This window comes from Streptomyces sp. NPDC004111, assembly GCF_042874215.1.
Taxonomy (GTDB): domain Bacteria; phylum Actinomycetota; class Actinomycetes; order Streptomycetales; family Streptomycetaceae; genus Streptomyces.
This window is the reverse complement of the sequence record NZ_JBIAMU010000018.1, coordinates 113,030-127,656: the sequence shown is the minus strand read 5'-3', so window position 1 is coordinate 127,656 and position 14,627 is coordinate 113,030. Positions and strand designations below refer to the sequence as shown.

Below are 14,627 nucleotides of genomic sequence, written 5' to 3'. Positions count from 1 at the left end.
ATGACGTGGGTGGCCGCGGTCGCGCGGTTGCGGGCCCGCCGGGAACCCGGCGCGCTCGTGACCGTCGCGGCCGTGCGCGGCCACGCGCCCCGCAAGGCCGGTGCCAAGCTCGTCGTGGGGCTGACCGAGACGTGGGGTTCGATCGGCGGCGGCAACATCGAGGCCGTCGCGATCGACAGGTCCCGCGAGCTAATCGCCGCATCGGGTGCGGAGCCGGAGCTCAGGGAGTTCGCGTTGAACGACAAGGTCACCAACCGGCACGGTGTGCAGTGCTGCGGCGGAGTCGTCACCGTACTGACCGAACCGCTGCCGGTGGTGCCCGCGGTGGCGATCTTCGGTGTCGGCCACGTCGGGCTGGAACTCGCGCGCCTCCTGGCCCGGCACCACCTCGACCTGCATCTGATCGACACCCGCCCGGACGTCCTCACCGACGAGCGCCTCGGCGTGCTGGCGGACGCGGTGGCGGAGGTCCATGTGCACCACGTGCCGCTGCTGCCGGAGGAGGTGCTCGCGGATCTGGCGCCGGGCACCCACGTCCTGATCATGACCCACGACCACGCCGAGGACGCCGCGCTGTGCGACGCGGCTCTGCGCACGCCCGGTCTCGGCTCGATCGGGCTGATCGGCTCCGCACCCAAGTGGGCCCGGTTCCGCAAGCGCCTGGCCACCGAGGGCGGGCACGACGACAGCACGATCGACCGGATCAAGACTCCGGTCGGTATCCCCGGGATCACCGGCAAGGAGCCCGCCACGATCGCGGTGAGCATCGCGGCGGACCTGCTGCGGGCATTCGAGGGCGACGGCGGCTGAGCGTACTCAGAGCCCGGTCGAGGGGCCCGTGCCGGAGTGGTGCGCCGGTCGGGGGGTCGTCGGCACCGGGGCGCCCAGCGAGAGCGGTTCGTCGAGGTCGGTGAGGGGTGCGAGGCGGGCGGTGACGACGTGTTCGCGGCTGCCGGAGGTGTAGGTGACGGCGGCTTTGATCCGGATGCCGTGCAGTGCCTGCGGGAGCCAGTAGGCGGCGTCGGCCCACATGCGGTGCAGCGGCAGGGCGTCGGCCGGGTACCAGCCGGGGCGGATCTCCTCGCACTCCCGCAGCCTGCCTTCGAGCCCGGTGGCGAGGAAGACCGGGGTGCTGTGGTCCCAGCGCTGTTCCGGGAAGGTGAAGGTGAGGTTGGCGACGTGCAGCACGTCGCCGGACGGGCGGAGCCCGGTTTCCTCCTCCAGTTCGCGAACGGCGGCTTCCTCGGGGCTTTCGCCGGGATCCAGATGCCCGCCGATCACCACGATCTTCCCGGTCCCGGGCCCGGACAGCTTCTCCCCCAGCAGCACCTCCCACCGGCCCCGGCCGGTGATCCGGGTCGCGATGCACAGGGTGGTGCGACTCATCTGCTGGAGCGTCATATCGGCTTCCTGTCAGAGTTGGTGGGGGCTTGGGGTGAGTGGTTCCCGCGGCCGGTCCCGCCCACCTCTGCCGGGCCGCTCGTACCGTCGCGGCAGGCTCGGCACCGAACCTCCCCGCCGTCAGCCGGTACCGTACGCCCCCGTCGGACAACGTGTCCCGGGTGTTTCGGGCAGGGCCGAAGCACGTTGTCCGGTCGTGCGGCCGCCGGTGACGCTGCTCGGCACGCGGCAGAAGTCGCGCAGAGGACCGATCACATGAGGACGTGTCATGGCACTGTCGAACATCAAGGGACGAGTGGCCGCGGTTTCCGTCGCCGGTGCGGCGGCTCTGGCGCTGGGCGCCGGTGTCGCACCCGCCCAGGCGTCGGCGCCGGCGGAGGTGTCGGTGCAGAAGAGCTGCCCGTCCGGCGCGCTGTGCGTGAAGCTGCGCAACACCTCCACCGGGAAGTCGACGTGGAAGGACCTCTACTACTGCAAGAACTGGTACATCAGCGGCAAGTGGGTCCCCACCCGTTACATCAACAACCAGACGCGGGGCACCAAAGCCAAGTTCAAGAACCACGACCGCAGGACGATCCTGACCACGGCGGCCCCGTACGCCGACCGGAACGTGGCGCACAGCGTCGGCGTCCGCACCTGGTACATCAAGCCCTGCTGACCCCGCCGCACCTGGACGGGCCGTCGCCGCACTCCTCGCGGCGGCGGCCCGTCCCCCGCGGCGGCCGGCCGCACGCCCCGGCCGGCCTCGTGGCGTTGCGCGCCCGCGAGGCCTTTTTCGGGTGGGGAGGTCCTCCCGCGCGGACGTACGGCATGATCATGAGTTCGTACGCGGCGGACCACGCAGGCGGACACCGACCAGCAGGGGGAACCATGAGACTCACCGATCGAGCCCTCGGAATGAAGCTCTTCGCGAAGGCCGTGCACGGCGCGTACCAGTCGCAGGCGGCGGACGTCGCTTCCGGTACTGCCCTGTCCAACGAGTTCGGTACCGCGCGGATCACCGTTCCCGACCACTGCCGGCTGGACGACGAGGCACTCGGCAAGGCCGTCGCCCTCGTCGAGGCCCACGGCCTGACCGTCACCCGCACACCCCGCTGACGGCACGGAACACCTACACCCGTCCGGCCGGATCGCCCGCGGGCGGGCTCCCGCCGTGCGTCAGCGCGTGCGTGCGGCCCCGAGCGGGTCCGGCTGGGGGTGGACGCAGTGCCAGCGGTGTCCTTCGGTGGGTTCGGTGCGGGCGGGGAACGCGGTCGCGCACTCGTCGTCCGCCTTCCAGCAGCGGGTGCGGAAGGGGCAGCCGGTGGGCGGGTGGGTGGCGGAGGGCACCGGGCCGTGCAGCACGATGCGCTCCGGGCGTTCCAGCAGGCTCGGGGTCGCCGACAGAAGGGCCTCGGTGTACGGGTGGCGGGGGCCGCCGGTGACCTCGTGGGCGGGCCCCTCCTCGACGACTCGGCCGAGGTAGAGGACGGCGATGCGGTCCGCGAGGTAGCGCACGGTCTGGACGTCGTGGGAGATGAACACCATGCCGAGGCCGAGGCGTGCGCGCAGATCGGTGAGGAGGTTGAGGATCTGCGCGCGGACGGACACGTCGAGCGCGCTGGTGGGTTCGTCGGCGACGATCAGTTCCGGTTCGAGCGCGAGCGCGCGGGCGATGGCCACGCGCTGGCGCTGCCCGCCGGAGAGCTGGCCCGGCAGGGCGTCCCGGGTGTGGCCGGGCAGCCCGACCAGGTCGAGGAGTTCCGCCACCCGTGCCTCGCGGGCCTCCCCGGTACCGCGGCGGTGCACGTCGAGGGGGTCGCGCAGGATACGGCGGACCGGCAGGCGCGGGTTGAGGGCGGTGGAGGGGTCCTGGAAGATCACGCCCACCGCGGGGCCGAACTCCCCGCGCCGCTCCGCCGCGCTCATCGCCCACAGGTCGCGTCCGCGGAAGTGGACCTGTCCCTCGGTCGGGCGCTGCAGTCCGGTGACCACGCGGGCCAGTGTCGACTTTCCGCAGCCCGACTCGCCGACCAGGCCCAGGATCTCGCCGCGGCGCACTTCGAGGGTGGCGTCGGTGAGGGCGTGGACGGTGTCCCTGCGGAAGACGCCGCCGCTGCGGGCCCTGTGCTGTACGTGGATGCCGTCGAGCCGGATCAGCGGGGCCCCGGCGGTGGTCCGCGGGGCCGCGGTGGTGGTCCGCGGGGCCGCGGTGGTGGTCCGCGGGGCCGCGGTGGTGCCGTGCGGGTCGGCTGCCGTGTCCCGGGGGCCGGGGTGCGGGTGCTCGGTGGTCATCGGGTGCTCCCCAGGGGCTGCGCCGGCTGCGCGGCGGGAGCCGGGTGGTGGCAGGCGAACAGGTGGTCCTCGTCGGTGCCGCGAGGTGCGGCGGGTGGCGGGGTCGTGGCGCAGAGTCCGATGGCTGCGGCGCACCGTGAGGCGAAGCGGCAGCCCGCACCGAACGCGCGGGGCGCCGGTACGACACCGCGGATCTGGTGCAGCCGCTGGGCCCCCGCTTCCAGGGAGACGACGGAGCCCAGCAGGCCGCGGCTGTAGTGGTGGGCCGGGTCGGTCAGCAGGGCACGGGTGGCGCCGGCCTCGGCGACCTGGCCCGCGTACATGACGGCCACCCGGTGGGCGAGGTCGCCGACGAGGGCGAGGTCGTGCGAGACGAGGACCATGGCGAAGCCGAGTTCGTCGCGCAGTCGCACCAGCAGTTCGACGACCTGGGCCTGGACGGTGACGTCGAGGGCGGTGGTCGGCTCGTCGGCGATGAGCAGGCGGGGGCTGCGGGAGAGGGCCATGGCGATCAGGACGCGCTGGCGCTGGCCGCCGGAGAGTTCGTGGGGGTAGCTGCGCAGGGTGCGTTCGGGTGAGAGCCCGACCAGGTCGAGGAGTTCGGCCGGGGTGCGGGTGCCGCCGCGCGAGGTGAGCCGGCCCAGCTGGGTGCCGATGAGGACGGACGGGTTCAGGGAGGACATGGCGTCCTGGTAGACCATCGCGATCTGTGGGCCCATCAGGGCGCGGCGTTCCCTGGGCGACAGCTTGAGCAGGTCGCGGTCGCGGTAGCGGATCTCGCCCTCCACCTCTGCGTTGCGGGCCAGCAGGCCCATGACGGCGAGGCTGGTGACGGATTTGCCGCAGCCCGATTCGCCGACCAGGCCGAGGGTCTCGCCCTCGCGGACGGTGAAGGAGATGTCGTCGACGACGCGGGTGTCGCCGTAGCGGTCGGGGAAGCGGATGGTGAGGTTGCGTACGGTCAGCAGGGCGGGGGCGTCGTCGGGCAGCGGGCGGACGGCGGGTTCGGTGCCGGTGAGCCGCGCCGCCAGTTCGGTGAGGGCGGCGTCCACGTCGTGTGCGTCGGTGACGGCGGCCGCGGGGGCCTTGGCGGGCGCCTCGCCGTCGGTGCGGGACCTGTCGGGGGAGGCTGCCGCGTCCGTCATGCCCTCGGAGAGGATGTTCAGCGCGAGTACGGTGATCAGCAGGCACAGGCCCGGGAAGAAGGTGGCCCACCAGCCGCCGGACAGCAGGATCTGGCGGCCGTACGCCAGGACGCTGCCCCAGCTCGGGTCGGGGTCCTGCACTCCGGCGCCGATGAAGGACAGGCTGGCCTCGAAGATGATCGAGTCGGCGACCATGACGGTGGCGAACACCAGCACCGGGGCCGCGCAGTTGACGGCCACGTGCCGGAGCACGATGTGGCCGCGCCGGGCTCCGATGACTCGTTCGGCGGCGACGTAGTCCTCGCCGTACTGCTCCAGGACGCCCGCGCGCACGACGCGGGCGAGCGAGGGTGCGTACACGAACGCGATGGTGAAGACGATCACCGGGAGGCTCGGGCCGAACACGGCGACCAGGACGGCCGCCAGGGCGATCGGCGGGAACGACATGACGACGTCCAGCGTGCGCATCACCGACTCGTCGGCGAATTTGCGCGAGGTGGCGGCGAGCGCGCCGAGCAGTGAGCCGAGGACGAGGGCCAGCAGGGTGGCGCCGAGGCCGATGGCGAGGGAGTAGCGGGCGCCGTGCACGACGCGGGCGAAGACGTCGCGGCCGGCCCGGTCGGTGCCGAACCAGTGGTCGCCGCCGGGCGGCTGGGCCGGGATTCCGGTGGCGAGCGGGTCCTGGGTCAGCAGTGGCGCGAGGAGCGCGCCGAGGACGACGACCAGCAGGACGCCGAGCGCGATCCGGGAGGCCGGGGGCAGGCGGCGCAGCCGCGTGCCGGGCCGGGCGAGACGCCCGGCGAGGGAGCTTGGGGCGAACATCACACCGTCCTGATACGCGGGTTGACGAGCAGATAGAGCAGGTCGACGACGACGTTCACCACGAGGAACGCGAGGGCGATGGTGAGCACCGTGCCCTGGACGAGGGCGACGTCACCGCCGGTGGATCCTTCGAGGATCAGCTTGCCCATGCCGGGCAGGTCGAAGATCGCCTCGATGACGACGGCGCCGCTGAGCAGGTAGCCGACCTTGACGCCGAGCACGGTGAGCGGGGTGACCAGGGCGTTGCGCAGCACCGACCGGATGATCAGGAACGGTGGCAGGCCGCTGCCGCGTGCGGTGCGGACGTAGTCGCGGTCGAGTTCGGCGACCATCGACGTGCGGACGAGGCGGGCGAGGGAGGCGGCGACGGGCAGTGCGAGGGAGATCGCGGGCAGTGCCAGGGAGCGCAGCCAGCCGCCGAGGGACTCGGCGGGGTTGACGTAGCCGCCGGTCGGGAAGAGCGGTGTGTTCAGGGCGAACTGCTGGATGAGCAGGACGCCGAGCCAGAACGAGGGCAGTGCGATCCCGGCCATGGACAGGACGCGGAAGACCTGGTCGGGCCAGCGGTCGCGGTACATGGCGCTGGTGACGCCGAGGACGAGCGCGAGGACGACGGCGAGCAGGAGGCCGAGCAGGGTGAGCTGGAGGGTGAGGGGGAACGCGGTGGTGATGCGGTCGACGACGGGCTGGCTGGGGGGCACGGTGACGCCGAGGTCGCCCTGCACCAGCTGGCCCAGGAAGTGGAAGTAGCGCACCGGCAGGGGGTCGTTGAGGCCCTGTGCTTCGGCGAAGGCGGCCCGTGCCTCGGGGCTCGCGCTGTCGCCGAGCGCGTTGTAGGCGGGATCGGCCGGCGAGAACTGCAGGACCACGAAGACCAGCAGTGCGATGCCGAGGATCATCACCGGCATCATCGCGACGCGACGCAGCGCGAGCCGGAGAAATGCAACCATCGTGAGGTTCCTAGGGATTGGGGCCGGGCCGGCCGCACGTCGGGGAGCGGGCCGGCCCGGCGGCCTTGCGGTGTGCCGCTCAGGCGCGGCCGACGTCGACGAAGGACAGTCCGGTCGTGGGCAGCGGCTTGAAGCCGGGGAGCGCGGCGCCGCTCCAGGCGGTGGGCAGCTTGCGGTGCAGCACCGGGTACAGTGCGGCCTCCTCGGCGACCAGGTCCATGACCTGTCCCCACAGTTCCTTGCGCCGGGTCTCGTCGGGGGCGCTCGCGGCCCGGTCGAGCAGCGACTTGGTCTGCTTGTAGGCGGGCGAGCCGGTCCATCCGTAGCGCTTCTCGGGCCAGAACCCGTAGTAGAACCAGCGCAGCAGGAGGTCGGCGTCGTTGCCGAAGACGGACGGGTCGCCCGGTGCGGCCAGGACGTCGAAGTTCCCCTTGTCGACCTTGGCGTACTGGGCCGGGGACTGTGCGATGTCGAGCGTGGCGTCGATGCCGGCCGCCGCCCAGCTCTCCTTGATGAGGGGGGCGATGTCCTTGACCCAGCCGGTGTCGGTGAGCATCAGGGTGAACGACAGTTTCTGTGCTCCGGCGTCGGCGAGGAGCTTCTTCGCCCTGGCGACGTCGTGGCCGTAGACGGTGGCGGCCCGGTGGTAGTCGGGGTGGGTGGGGGGTACGTAGCCGGTGGCGGGTTCGGCGTTGCCGAGCAGCGCGGTCTTGATGATCTTCTCGGTGTCCAGGGCGTAGTGCAGTGCCTGGCGCACGCGCTTGTCGGCGAACCGCTTGTCCGCGCAGTTGAACATCAGGAAGAGCAGGCCGAAGGACTGCACGGACTCGACCTTGTTCCTGCCGGTGAAGCCCTTGATGTCGATGTAGGGCACGTCCTCGATGGCCTGTACGCGGCCGGACTGCAGGGCGCTGACCCTGGCGGAGGGGTCCGACATGAGGCGCCAGACCATCTTCTTGGCCTTGGCGGGGCGGGGGCCGTTGTACTTGTCGTACGCCTCCATCACGATCTTGTCCTCGCGGACCGCGGAGACGAAGCGGTAGGGGCCCGAGCCGACGGGCTTGGCGTCGAACGCCTTGGCGTCCGCTCCTGCGATCTTCCTGGGGACGATGCGCACCACGGAGATCCGGGACGGGAACAGGGCGAAGGGGTGCTTCAGCTTGAACTCGACCGTGCCCGGGTCGACCGCGTTCACCTTGTCGATGAACGGCACGAACTGAGCCATGAGTGAGGCGTTCTTCGGGTCGAGGACCCGCTCGAAGCTGAAGACGACGTCGTCGGCGGTGACGGCGGAGCCGTCGTGGAAGGTGGCTCCCTGGCGCAGTGCGACGCGGTACGTGGTGGCGTTGATCCGCTGCGGCATGGCGGTGGCCAGGGCGGGGCGGGCGGTGAGGGTGGCCGGGTCGAGGTCGACCAGTCCCTCGAAGATGTGCATGTTGGCGGCGTAGGGCGTGGCGCCGGAGGTGATCATCGGGTCGAACCCGGTGGACAGCGGGTAGGACAGGCCGGCCTCGATGGTGGAGGTGTCGCCGCCGGTGCTCTGCCCGCCACCGGTGGACGCCGGGCCGCCGCAGGCGGTCAGGCCGGTGGTGATCGCGGTCGTCACACCGAGGGCGCTGGTGATTCTCAGGAAGGTGCGGCGGTCCACGCCGGCAGTGCTGCGCGAGGGCAAGGGGGTCCTCCAGGCGGAAGAGAGGGAGACTGACGACGGCCGAGGAAGCAGTCGTTCCGGCGGCGAGTGCGGTGATCACCCCACTGCCCTGGGCATCAGATGTCTGATGTCCGATGCCTTGATAGTGTGGGAAGGTAGTCCGGCCAACGGGAGGGGTCAAGAGGTGGCGGTGGAACAGAGGGCGACGGTGCCGGAGCCCAAGGCGGCGCGGCAGCCGCTCAGGCAAGAGGTGGCCGACGGAATCAAGTCGTACATCCTGCGCAACAAGCTCCGCCCCGGTGACCCGCTGCCGACCGAGTCGGCCCTGTGCGAGGCACTGGGCGCCAGCCGCTCCAGCGTGCGGGAGGCCATCAGGGTGCTGACCGCCCTGGACATCGTCGAGGTACGGCACGGGCACGGCACGTACGTCGGCCGGCTCAGCATGTCGGCGCTCGTGGAGAGCCTGGCGTTTCGCGGACTGCTCAGCCCCGACGACGACTTCCAGGTCCTTGCCGACCTCGTCGAAGTGCGGGAGCTCTTCGAGCGGAGCATGGCCGAGCGTCTCGTCCACGGGCTCTCCGAGGAACAGGTGGAGCGGCTCCAGGGCTGTGTCGACGCGATGCGCGAGGGGCACGCGGGCGAGGGGAACGGTTTCGTCGACACCGACCGGGCCTTCCACACCCTGCTCGTCACCCCGCTCGGCAACGACCTGATAGGCCAGCTGTCCGCGGCGTTCTGGGACGTGTACGTCATCGTCGCGCCGCACCTCGACGTGTTCACGCACGAGCACGAGGCGGCCACCATCGCCAGTCACCAGCGCATCGTGGACGCCGTGCGCGCCCGCGACGCCGCGGAGTTCGCCGCGGCGCTGACCGAGCACTACGCGCCCGTGCGCCGGCGTCTCGCCGAGGCCCGCGCCCGCGGCTGACCCGGCCGCACCGGCCGTCGGCGCACGTCCCCACCGGGGGCGTGCGCCGTTTCGCTGTGCCCCTCCCCCGCGGGTCCCCGCGGGAGCCCCGCCCGGCGAACTGCTCCTCGCCCCGCAGCACTTGACGCACCTCGCCGGACAACTCTATGGTCCCAGGACAGCAGACATCAGATGTCTGCCGTTGTCTTGTGCCGGCCGCTGCCGCGCGCCATGCCAGCGCGCCGCGCCGCACCCACCTCTCTCCCAGCGGGGCCCCTTCATGCCATTGACGGACCTGACGCTCGCCCAGTGCCTGGCGCTGCGGCCCGACCTCGACGAACCGGCCGGCCTCGACCGGTTCTGGACCCGGACCCTGGCCGAGTCCCGCGCCGTCGGCGGGCGCCCGCGCTTCGTCCCGGTGGACAGCGGGCTGACCCACGTCACGACGTACGACGCGACGGTGCCGGGCCACGCGGGCGAACCCGTACGGGGCTGGCTGCACCTGCCGACCGGGACGGACGAACCCCTCGGCTGCGTCGTGGAGTTCCTCGGCTACGGACGCGGCCGGGGCCTCGCCCACGAGCAGGTGCTGTGGGCGAACGCCGGATACGCGCACTTCGTCATGGACACCCGCGGCCAGGGCTGGTCCACGGCCGGCGGGGACACCCCCGACACGGCGACCCTGGGCGGCTCGGTACCGGGCTTCCTGACCCGGGGCGTACAGAGCCCGGAAACCCACTACTACCGGCGGGTGTTCACGGACGCGGTGCGCTGTGTCGACGCGCTCCGCGACCACCCGGCCGTCGATCCGGAGCGGATCGTGGTGACCGGCCTGAGCCAGGGCGGCGGCATCGCCCTGGCGGTGGCCGCCCTGGTGCCGGGCCTCGCCGGGGTGATGCCCGACGTGCCGTTCCTCTGCGACATCCGGCGCGCCGCCCGGATCTGCGCCACCGGACCGTACACCGAGATCGCCGCGTACCTGGGTCTGCACCGCGACCGCGCCGACGCGGTGTTCGGCACGCTCGACCACGTCGACACAGCGCTGCTCGCCTCCCGGGCCTCGGCCCCGGCGCTGTTCTCCATCGCCCTGATGGACGACGTCTGCCCGCCCTCCACCTGCTTCGCCGCCTACCACCGCTACGCGGGTCCCAAGGACGTCCGCGTCTACGAGTTCAACGGCCACGAGGGCGGCGGCGGACACCACCGGCGCGAACAGCTCTCCTGGGTGCGCGCGCTCCTCTCCCCCGGTGCCCGTTCCGGCCCCACCTCCCTGCCCGAACCCCAGCCCGCCTGATTCCCTCCTCGCCCCTCGACCGACTCCCTCCCGAGAAGAGGCCCGTTCATGCAGCGAAGAGTCCCCCTGGCCGCACTGGCCGCGACGCTCGCCCTCGTCGCCGCCACCACGACCGCCGCCCACGGTGCCGAGGCCGGCACCCTCACCTCGCAGGACCTGGCGACCGCCGGCACCGGCTCGCCGTACTACCGCATACCCGCGCTCACCACGACGTCGCGGGGCACCGTCCTCGCCGCCTACGACGCCCGCCCCACGCTCGGGGACCTGCCCGGCAACATCGGCGTCGTGATGCGGCGCAGCACCGACGGCGGCGCCACCTGGCAGCCCCAGCAGGTGGTGCGCAAGGAGGCGGCCCCCAAGGGCTTCGGCGACCCGAGCCTGCTGGTGGACCGGGAGACCGGCCGGATCTTCCTCTTCTACGCCGCGTCCGTGAACCAGGGCTTCTTCGGCTCGGCCACCGGGAACGACGAGAGCGACCCGAACGTCCTCCAGGCCGACTACAGCTACTCCGACGACGACGGCCTGACCTGGCGGCACGAGCGCATCACCGCCGACCTCAAGAACCCCGCCTGGGGCGGCATGTTCGCGGCCTCCGGCGAGGGCATCCAGCTGCGCCGCGGCGCCCACAAGGGCCGGCTGATCCAGCAGTACGCGATCCGCCGCGACGGCGCCAACTACGCGGTCAGTGCCTACAGCGACGACCACGGAAAGACCTGGCGGACGGGCACGCCCGTGGGCCCCGGCGGCGACGAGAACAAGACCGTCGAACTCTCCGACGGACGCGTCATGCTCAACAACCGGTCGGCCCCGTACCGCACCGTCGCGTACTCCAGCGACGGCGGCGTCACCTACACGCCCTTCCAGCCGGACACCGAACTGCCCGACCCGGCCAACAACGGCTCGATCACCCGCTTCGCGCCGAACGTCGACCCCTCGCACCCGCGCGCCCAGTGGCTGATGTTCAGCAACACCGCGACCACCAGCGGTCGCAGCAACCTCACCGTGCGACTGTCCTGCGACAACGGCAGGAACTGGCCCATCCGCAGGACCGTCGAGACCGGCTCCGCCGCCTACTCGACGCTCACCCCGCTGAGCGACGGCACCGCGGCCAACCCGCGCACGGGTCTGCTCTGGGAGCGCGACGACTACCGCCGGATCACCTACTCCTCCTTCGACCTGCGGTGGCTCGGCGGCATCTGCGCGCCGGTCACCGTCACCCCGCCCGCGGCACTGCGGGCGGGCACCACCACCGGGATCGACGTACGCGTCGTCAGCCAGAACGACGTGGCCGTCCCGGCGGGCTCCGTCGCGCTGACGCTGCCGCAGGGCTACAGCGCGCCCGCCGTGCCGGTTCCGGCCCTCGCACCCGGTCAGGGCGCGACCGTGAAGGTTCCCGTCACCGTGCCCGCCGGCGCGTCCGCCGGGTCCGTCAAGGTCACGGCGGACTACCGGATCCGCGGCTGGCAGCACGCCTACGGCGACGCCTCGCTGACCGTCTCCACCTCGTGACACCGGCGGGGCCGCCCGTTGCCGGACGGCCCCGCCCCTCCCGTACCGCACCCGCACAACCTGGAGTTCCCATGTCTTGGTCCCAGCCCCTCGGCGGCGTCGTCCCGCCCGTCTGCACCCCGCTGGACGCGGCGGGCGAGGTCGACACCGCGTCGCTCGCCCGGCTCGTCGGGCATCTCGTGGACGGGGGTGTGCACGGCCTGTTCGCGCTGGGCTCCAGCAGCGAGGTCGCCTTCCTCACCGACCGGCAGCGGGCCCTGGCCCTGGAGACGGTCGTGGAGGCCGCCGCCGGACGCGTGCCGGTCCTCGCCGGTGTCATCGACATGACCACCCCGCGTGTCGTGGAACACGCCCGGGACGCCCTCGCGGCGGGCGCCGACGCCCTGGTCGCCACCGCCCCCTTCTACGCCCGCACGCATCCCGTCGAGATCGCCCGGCACTTCCGCATCCTGCGCGAGCGGGCGGACCTGCCGCTGTTCGCCTACGACCTGCCGGTCTGCGTGCACAGCAAGCTCGCGCCCGCCCTGGTGCGCGAACTGGCCGAGGACGGCACCCTCGCCGGGCTCAAGGACAGCAGCGGCGACGAGGGCTCGCTGCGGCGGCTCCTCGTCGCACTCGGCGGCAGGCACGGCCGCGCGGACGGCCCGGCCCCCGCCTTCAGTATCCTCACCGGGTCCGAACTCACGGTGGACGCCGCCCTGCTGGCGGGCGCCGACGGTGTCGTACCGGGCCTCGGCAACGTCGACCCGGCCGGGTACGTCCGTCTCTACGACGCCGTGCGCGGCGGCGACCTGGACACCGCCGTCAAGGAACAGGAGCGCCTCGTCGAGCTGTTCGGCATGGTCGACGCGGGCCCGGAGGGCGAGATGGGCCGCAACTCCTCCGCCATCGGCGCGTTCAAGCACGCGCTGCGGCTGCTCGGGGTGTTCACCCACGGCACCACCGCGGACCCGCAGATCCCGCTGGGCACGGAGCCGGTCGCCCTCGTCGAGCGGCACCTGCGCACCGCCGGCCTGCTGCCCGTCCGATGACGCCCGGCTCCCCGCCGGTCGTCGGCCTCGACCTGGGCGGCACGAAGATCGACGCCGCCCTGGTCGCGGCCGACGGGACGGTGCTGGCCCGGCACCGCTCCCCCACCCCGGCGACCGAGGGCCCCGAGGCCGTCCTGGACGCCCTGGCCGAGGCGGCACGGGCGGTGCGCGGGCCGGAGGCCGCGGCCCTCGGTGTCGCCGCGGCCGGGGTGATCGACCCCGTCACCGGAACGGTCACCAGTGCCACCGACACCATCGCCGGCTGGGCGGGAACCCCGCTCGCCGCGGGCCTCGCCGCCCGTACCGGACTCCCCGTCGCCTGCGACAACGACGTACGGGCCGCCGCGACGACCGAACTGGCGCTGCCCGGCGGCTCGTTCCTCTACGCGGCGGTCGGCACCGGGGTCGGCGGCGCCGTCGCCGTCGCCGGGCGCCTGCTGCACGGGGTCGCCGGGGCGGCAGGGCACCTCGGCCACCTGCCGAGCCCCGAGGCCACCGGCCTGCCCTGCACCTGCGGGGCCACCGGCCACCTCGAAGCCGTCGCGGCCGGGCCGGCCATCGCGGCCCACTACGCCCGGCTCACCGGGACCTCGCCCGGCCCGCTCCAGCGGGTCGCCGCGTACGCGGGCCACGGCGACCCGCACGCCCTGGCCGCCCTCACCAGGGGTGCCCGCGCGGTGGGACGCGCGCTGGGCGGGCTCGCCAACGCGCTCGGCCCCGAGCGCGTCGTCGTCGCGGGCGGCGTACTCCGTACGGGAGCGCTGTACCGGGACGCACTGTGCGAGGCGTTCGCCGCCGAACTCATCACCCCGCTGCGGGAGTTGAGGCCCACCGCGCCGCACGTCGGGCACGACGCCGCCGTCCTGGGTGCTGCCGGCCTCACCCGCACCCTGCCCCTGCACGCCCCCCGCACCCGCACCACCGGAGCGCCCCGATGACCGCCACCCCGCTCGCCGACACCCTCGCCGGCCGCCTCGTCGTCTCCTGCCAAGCGCCTCCCGGCGACGCGATGCGCGACACCGGCACCCTCGTCCGCATGGCCAGGGCCGCCCAGGACGGAGGGGCCGCAGCCGTCCGGGTCAACGGGCCCGAGGTCGTCGCGGCCGTCGCCGCCGCCGTCTGCGTACCCGTCATCGGCCTGTGGAAGGACGGTGACACCGGCGTCTACATCACCCCGACGGTGCGTCACGCCCTCGCGCTCGTCGACGCGGGAGCAGCGGTCGTCGCCGCGGACGCGACCGCGCGGCCGAGGCCGGACGGCAGCACCTTCGCCGATCTGGTCGCGGCCGTGCACACCGCGGGGGCACTGGTGATGGCCGATGTGTCCGGCCTCGCGGAGGGTCTGGAAGCCGCGCGCCGGGGGGCCGACTTCGTTTCGACGACGCTCTCCGGCTACGTACCCGGCTCGCCGCGGCAGACCGCGCCGGACCTGCGGCTGGTCGCCGAGCTGGCCGCGGCCCTGGAGACGCCCGTCGTCGCCGAGGGGCGCATCGCGACCCCGGCCCAGGCCGCCGAGGCGCTCGCGGCGGGCGCGGCCTCCGTGGTCGTCGGCACCGCGATCACCGCGCCGACCGCGCTCACCCGGCTGTTCGTGGCGGGACTCGGCGGGTCCGGCGACGCCCCGGCCGGGTAGCCCGGGGGCC

14 protein-coding genes are annotated in these 14,627 nt (G+C 73.1%); 9 read left to right on the top strand and 5 right to left on the bottom strand.

Annotated elements, in window-relative coordinates:
- Positions 1 to 810, top strand: a complete 810-nt coding sequence (gene xdhC / locus ACFYVL_RS31485; protein ID WP_389251034.1) for a xanthine dehydrogenase accessory protein XdhC — start codon at positions 1 to 3, stop codon at positions 808 to 810.
- 6 nt (positions 811 to 816) lie between these two features.
- Here xdhC and ACFYVL_RS31480 read toward each other — a convergent pair whose 3' ends face one another.
- The gene (locus tag ACFYVL_RS31480) at positions 817 to 1,386 is read right to left on the bottom strand and encodes an 8-oxo-dGTP diphosphatase (RefSeq protein WP_389250889.1); all 570 of its coding nucleotides are present in this window, start codon (positions 1,384 to 1,386) and stop codon (positions 817 to 819) included.
- A 283-nt stretch (positions 1,387 to 1,669) separates the two neighbouring features.
- Here ACFYVL_RS31480 and ACFYVL_RS31475 point away from each other — a divergent pair, with 283 nt between their 5' ends.
- Both ACFYVL_RS31475 and ACFYVL_RS31470 read left to right on the top strand, forming a co-directional pair.
- Positions 1,670 to 2,059 (top strand): hypothetical protein, encoded by a 390-nt coding sequence (locus tag ACFYVL_RS31475; protein WP_389250887.1) that lies wholly within the window; start codon positions 1,670 to 1,672, stop codon positions 2,057 to 2,059.
- A gap of 212 nt (positions 2,060 to 2,271) precedes the next feature.
- Positions 2,272 to 2,499 (top strand): hypothetical protein, encoded by a 228-nt coding sequence (locus ACFYVL_RS31470; protein WP_389250885.1) that lies wholly within the window; start codon positions 2,272 to 2,274, stop codon positions 2,497 to 2,499.
- 60 nt (positions 2,500 to 2,559) lie between these two features.
- Here the strand turns inward: ACFYVL_RS31470 and ACFYVL_RS31465 are convergent, their stop codons facing one another.
- The 4 genes from ACFYVL_RS31465 to ACFYVL_RS31450 form a co-directional block, all read right to left on the bottom strand.
- A complete protein-coding gene (locus tag ACFYVL_RS31465; protein WP_389251032.1) occupies positions 2,560 to 3,540 on the bottom strand; it encodes an oligopeptide/dipeptide ABC transporter ATP-binding protein in 981 nt (326 codons plus the stop codon).
- Between the two features lie 131 nt (positions 3,541 to 3,671).
- Positions 3,672 to 5,642: a dipeptide/oligopeptide/nickel ABC transporter permease/ATP-binding protein gene (locus tag ACFYVL_RS31460; RefSeq protein WP_389250884.1), complete on the bottom strand. Its 1,971-nt coding sequence runs from the start codon at positions 5,640 to 5,642 to the stop codon at positions 3,672 to 3,674.
- Positions 5,642 to 6,592 carry an ABC transporter permease gene (locus ACFYVL_RS31455; RefSeq protein ID WP_389250882.1) on the bottom strand — a complete coding sequence of 317 codons (951 nt, stop codon included), beginning with the start codon at positions 6,590 to 6,592 and terminating at the stop codon, positions 5,642 to 5,644. Before ACFYVL_RS31455 ends, ACFYVL_RS31460 begins: the two co-directional genes overlap by 1 nt.
- Positions 6,593 to 6,671: 79 nt before the next feature.
- Positions 6,672 to 8,264, bottom strand: a complete 1,593-nt coding sequence (locus ACFYVL_RS31450; protein ID WP_389250881.1) for an ABC transporter substrate-binding protein — start codon at positions 8,262 to 8,264, stop codon at positions 6,672 to 6,674.
- Between the two features lie 163 nt (positions 8,265 to 8,427).
- Between ACFYVL_RS31450 and ACFYVL_RS31445 the strand changes: the two genes are divergently transcribed.
- From ACFYVL_RS31445 to ACFYVL_RS31420, 6 genes are all read left to right on the top strand, one after another.
- Positions 8,428 to 9,171, top strand: coding sequence for a FadR/GntR family transcriptional regulator (locus ACFYVL_RS31445; protein ID WP_389250879.1), 744 nt, complete (start codon positions 8,428 to 8,430; stop codon positions 9,169 to 9,171).
- 259 nt (positions 9,172 to 9,430) lie between these two features.
- Positions 9,431 to 10,444, top strand: a complete 1,014-nt coding sequence (locus tag ACFYVL_RS31440) for an acetylxylan esterase (RefSeq protein ID WP_389250877.1) — start codon at positions 9,431 to 9,433, stop codon at positions 10,442 to 10,444.
- A gap of 48 nt (positions 10,445 to 10,492) precedes the next feature.
- The gene (locus ACFYVL_RS31435; protein ID WP_389250875.1) at positions 10,493 to 11,953 is read left to right on the top strand and encodes an exo-alpha-sialidase; all 1,461 of its coding nucleotides are present in this window, start codon (positions 10,493 to 10,495) and stop codon (positions 11,951 to 11,953) included.
- Between the two features lie 71 nt (positions 11,954 to 12,024).
- The gene (locus tag ACFYVL_RS31430) at positions 12,025 to 12,984 is read left to right on the top strand and encodes a dihydrodipicolinate synthase family protein (RefSeq protein WP_389250873.1); all 960 of its coding nucleotides are present in this window, start codon (positions 12,025 to 12,027) and stop codon (positions 12,982 to 12,984) included.
- Positions 12,981 to 13,922 carry an ROK family protein gene (locus tag ACFYVL_RS31425; RefSeq protein WP_389250871.1) on the top strand — a complete coding sequence of 314 codons (942 nt, stop codon included), beginning with the start codon at positions 12,981 to 12,983 and terminating at the stop codon, positions 13,920 to 13,922. The genes ACFYVL_RS31430 and ACFYVL_RS31425 overlap by 4 nt, the downstream gene beginning before the upstream one ends.
- Positions 13,919 to 14,617 carry an N-acetylmannosamine-6-phosphate 2-epimerase gene (locus tag ACFYVL_RS31420; protein ID WP_389250870.1) on the top strand — a complete coding sequence of 233 codons (699 nt, stop codon included), beginning with the start codon at positions 13,919 to 13,921 and terminating at the stop codon, positions 14,615 to 14,617. Before ACFYVL_RS31425 ends, ACFYVL_RS31420 begins: the two co-directional genes overlap by 4 nt.
- The last annotated feature ends 10 nt before the right edge of the window (positions 14,618 to 14,627 follow it).

Excerpts from the sequence above, each read along its gene's own strand:
- ACFYVL_RS31480 (WP_389250889.1), bottom strand. The coding sequence starts at position 1,386 with ATGAGTCGCACCACCCTGTGCATCGCGACCCGGATCACCGGCCGGGGC.
- ACFYVL_RS31435 (WP_389250875.1), top strand. The coding sequence starts at position 10,493 with ATGCAGCGAAGAGTCCCCCTGGCCGCACTGGCCGCGACGCTCGCCCTC.
- ACFYVL_RS31470 (WP_389250885.1), top strand. The coding sequence starts at position 2,272 with ATGAGACTCACCGATCGAGCCCTCGGAATGAAGCTCTTCGCGAAGGCC.
- ACFYVL_RS31425 (WP_389250871.1), top strand. The coding sequence starts at position 12,981 with ATGACGCCCGGCTCCCCGCCGGTCGTCGGCCTCGACCTGGGCGGCACG.
- ACFYVL_RS31460 (WP_389250884.1), bottom strand. The coding sequence starts at position 5,642 with ATGTTCGCCCCAAGCTCCCTCGCCGGGCGTCTCGCCCGGCCCGGCACG.
- ACFYVL_RS31475 (WP_389250887.1), top strand. The coding sequence starts at position 1,670 with ATGGCACTGTCGAACATCAAGGGACGAGTGGCCGCGGTTTCCGTCGCC.
- ACFYVL_RS31430 (WP_389250873.1), top strand. The coding sequence starts at position 12,025 with ATGTCTTGGTCCCAGCCCCTCGGCGGCGTCGTCCCGCCCGTCTGCACC.
- ACFYVL_RS31420 (WP_389250870.1), top strand. The coding sequence starts at position 13,919 with ATGACCGCCACCCCGCTCGCCGACACCCTCGCCGGCCGCCTCGTCGTC.
- ACFYVL_RS31440 (WP_389250877.1), top strand. The coding sequence starts at position 9,431 with ATGCCATTGACGGACCTGACGCTCGCCCAGTGCCTGGCGCTGCGGCCC.
- xdhC (WP_389251034.1), top strand. The coding sequence starts at position 1 with ATGACGTGGGTGGCCGCGGTCGCGCGGTTGCGGGCCCGCCGGGAACCC.
- ACFYVL_RS31455 (WP_389250882.1), bottom strand. The coding sequence starts at position 6,592 with ATGGTTGCATTTCTCCGGCTCGCGCTGCGTCGCGTCGCGATGATGCCG.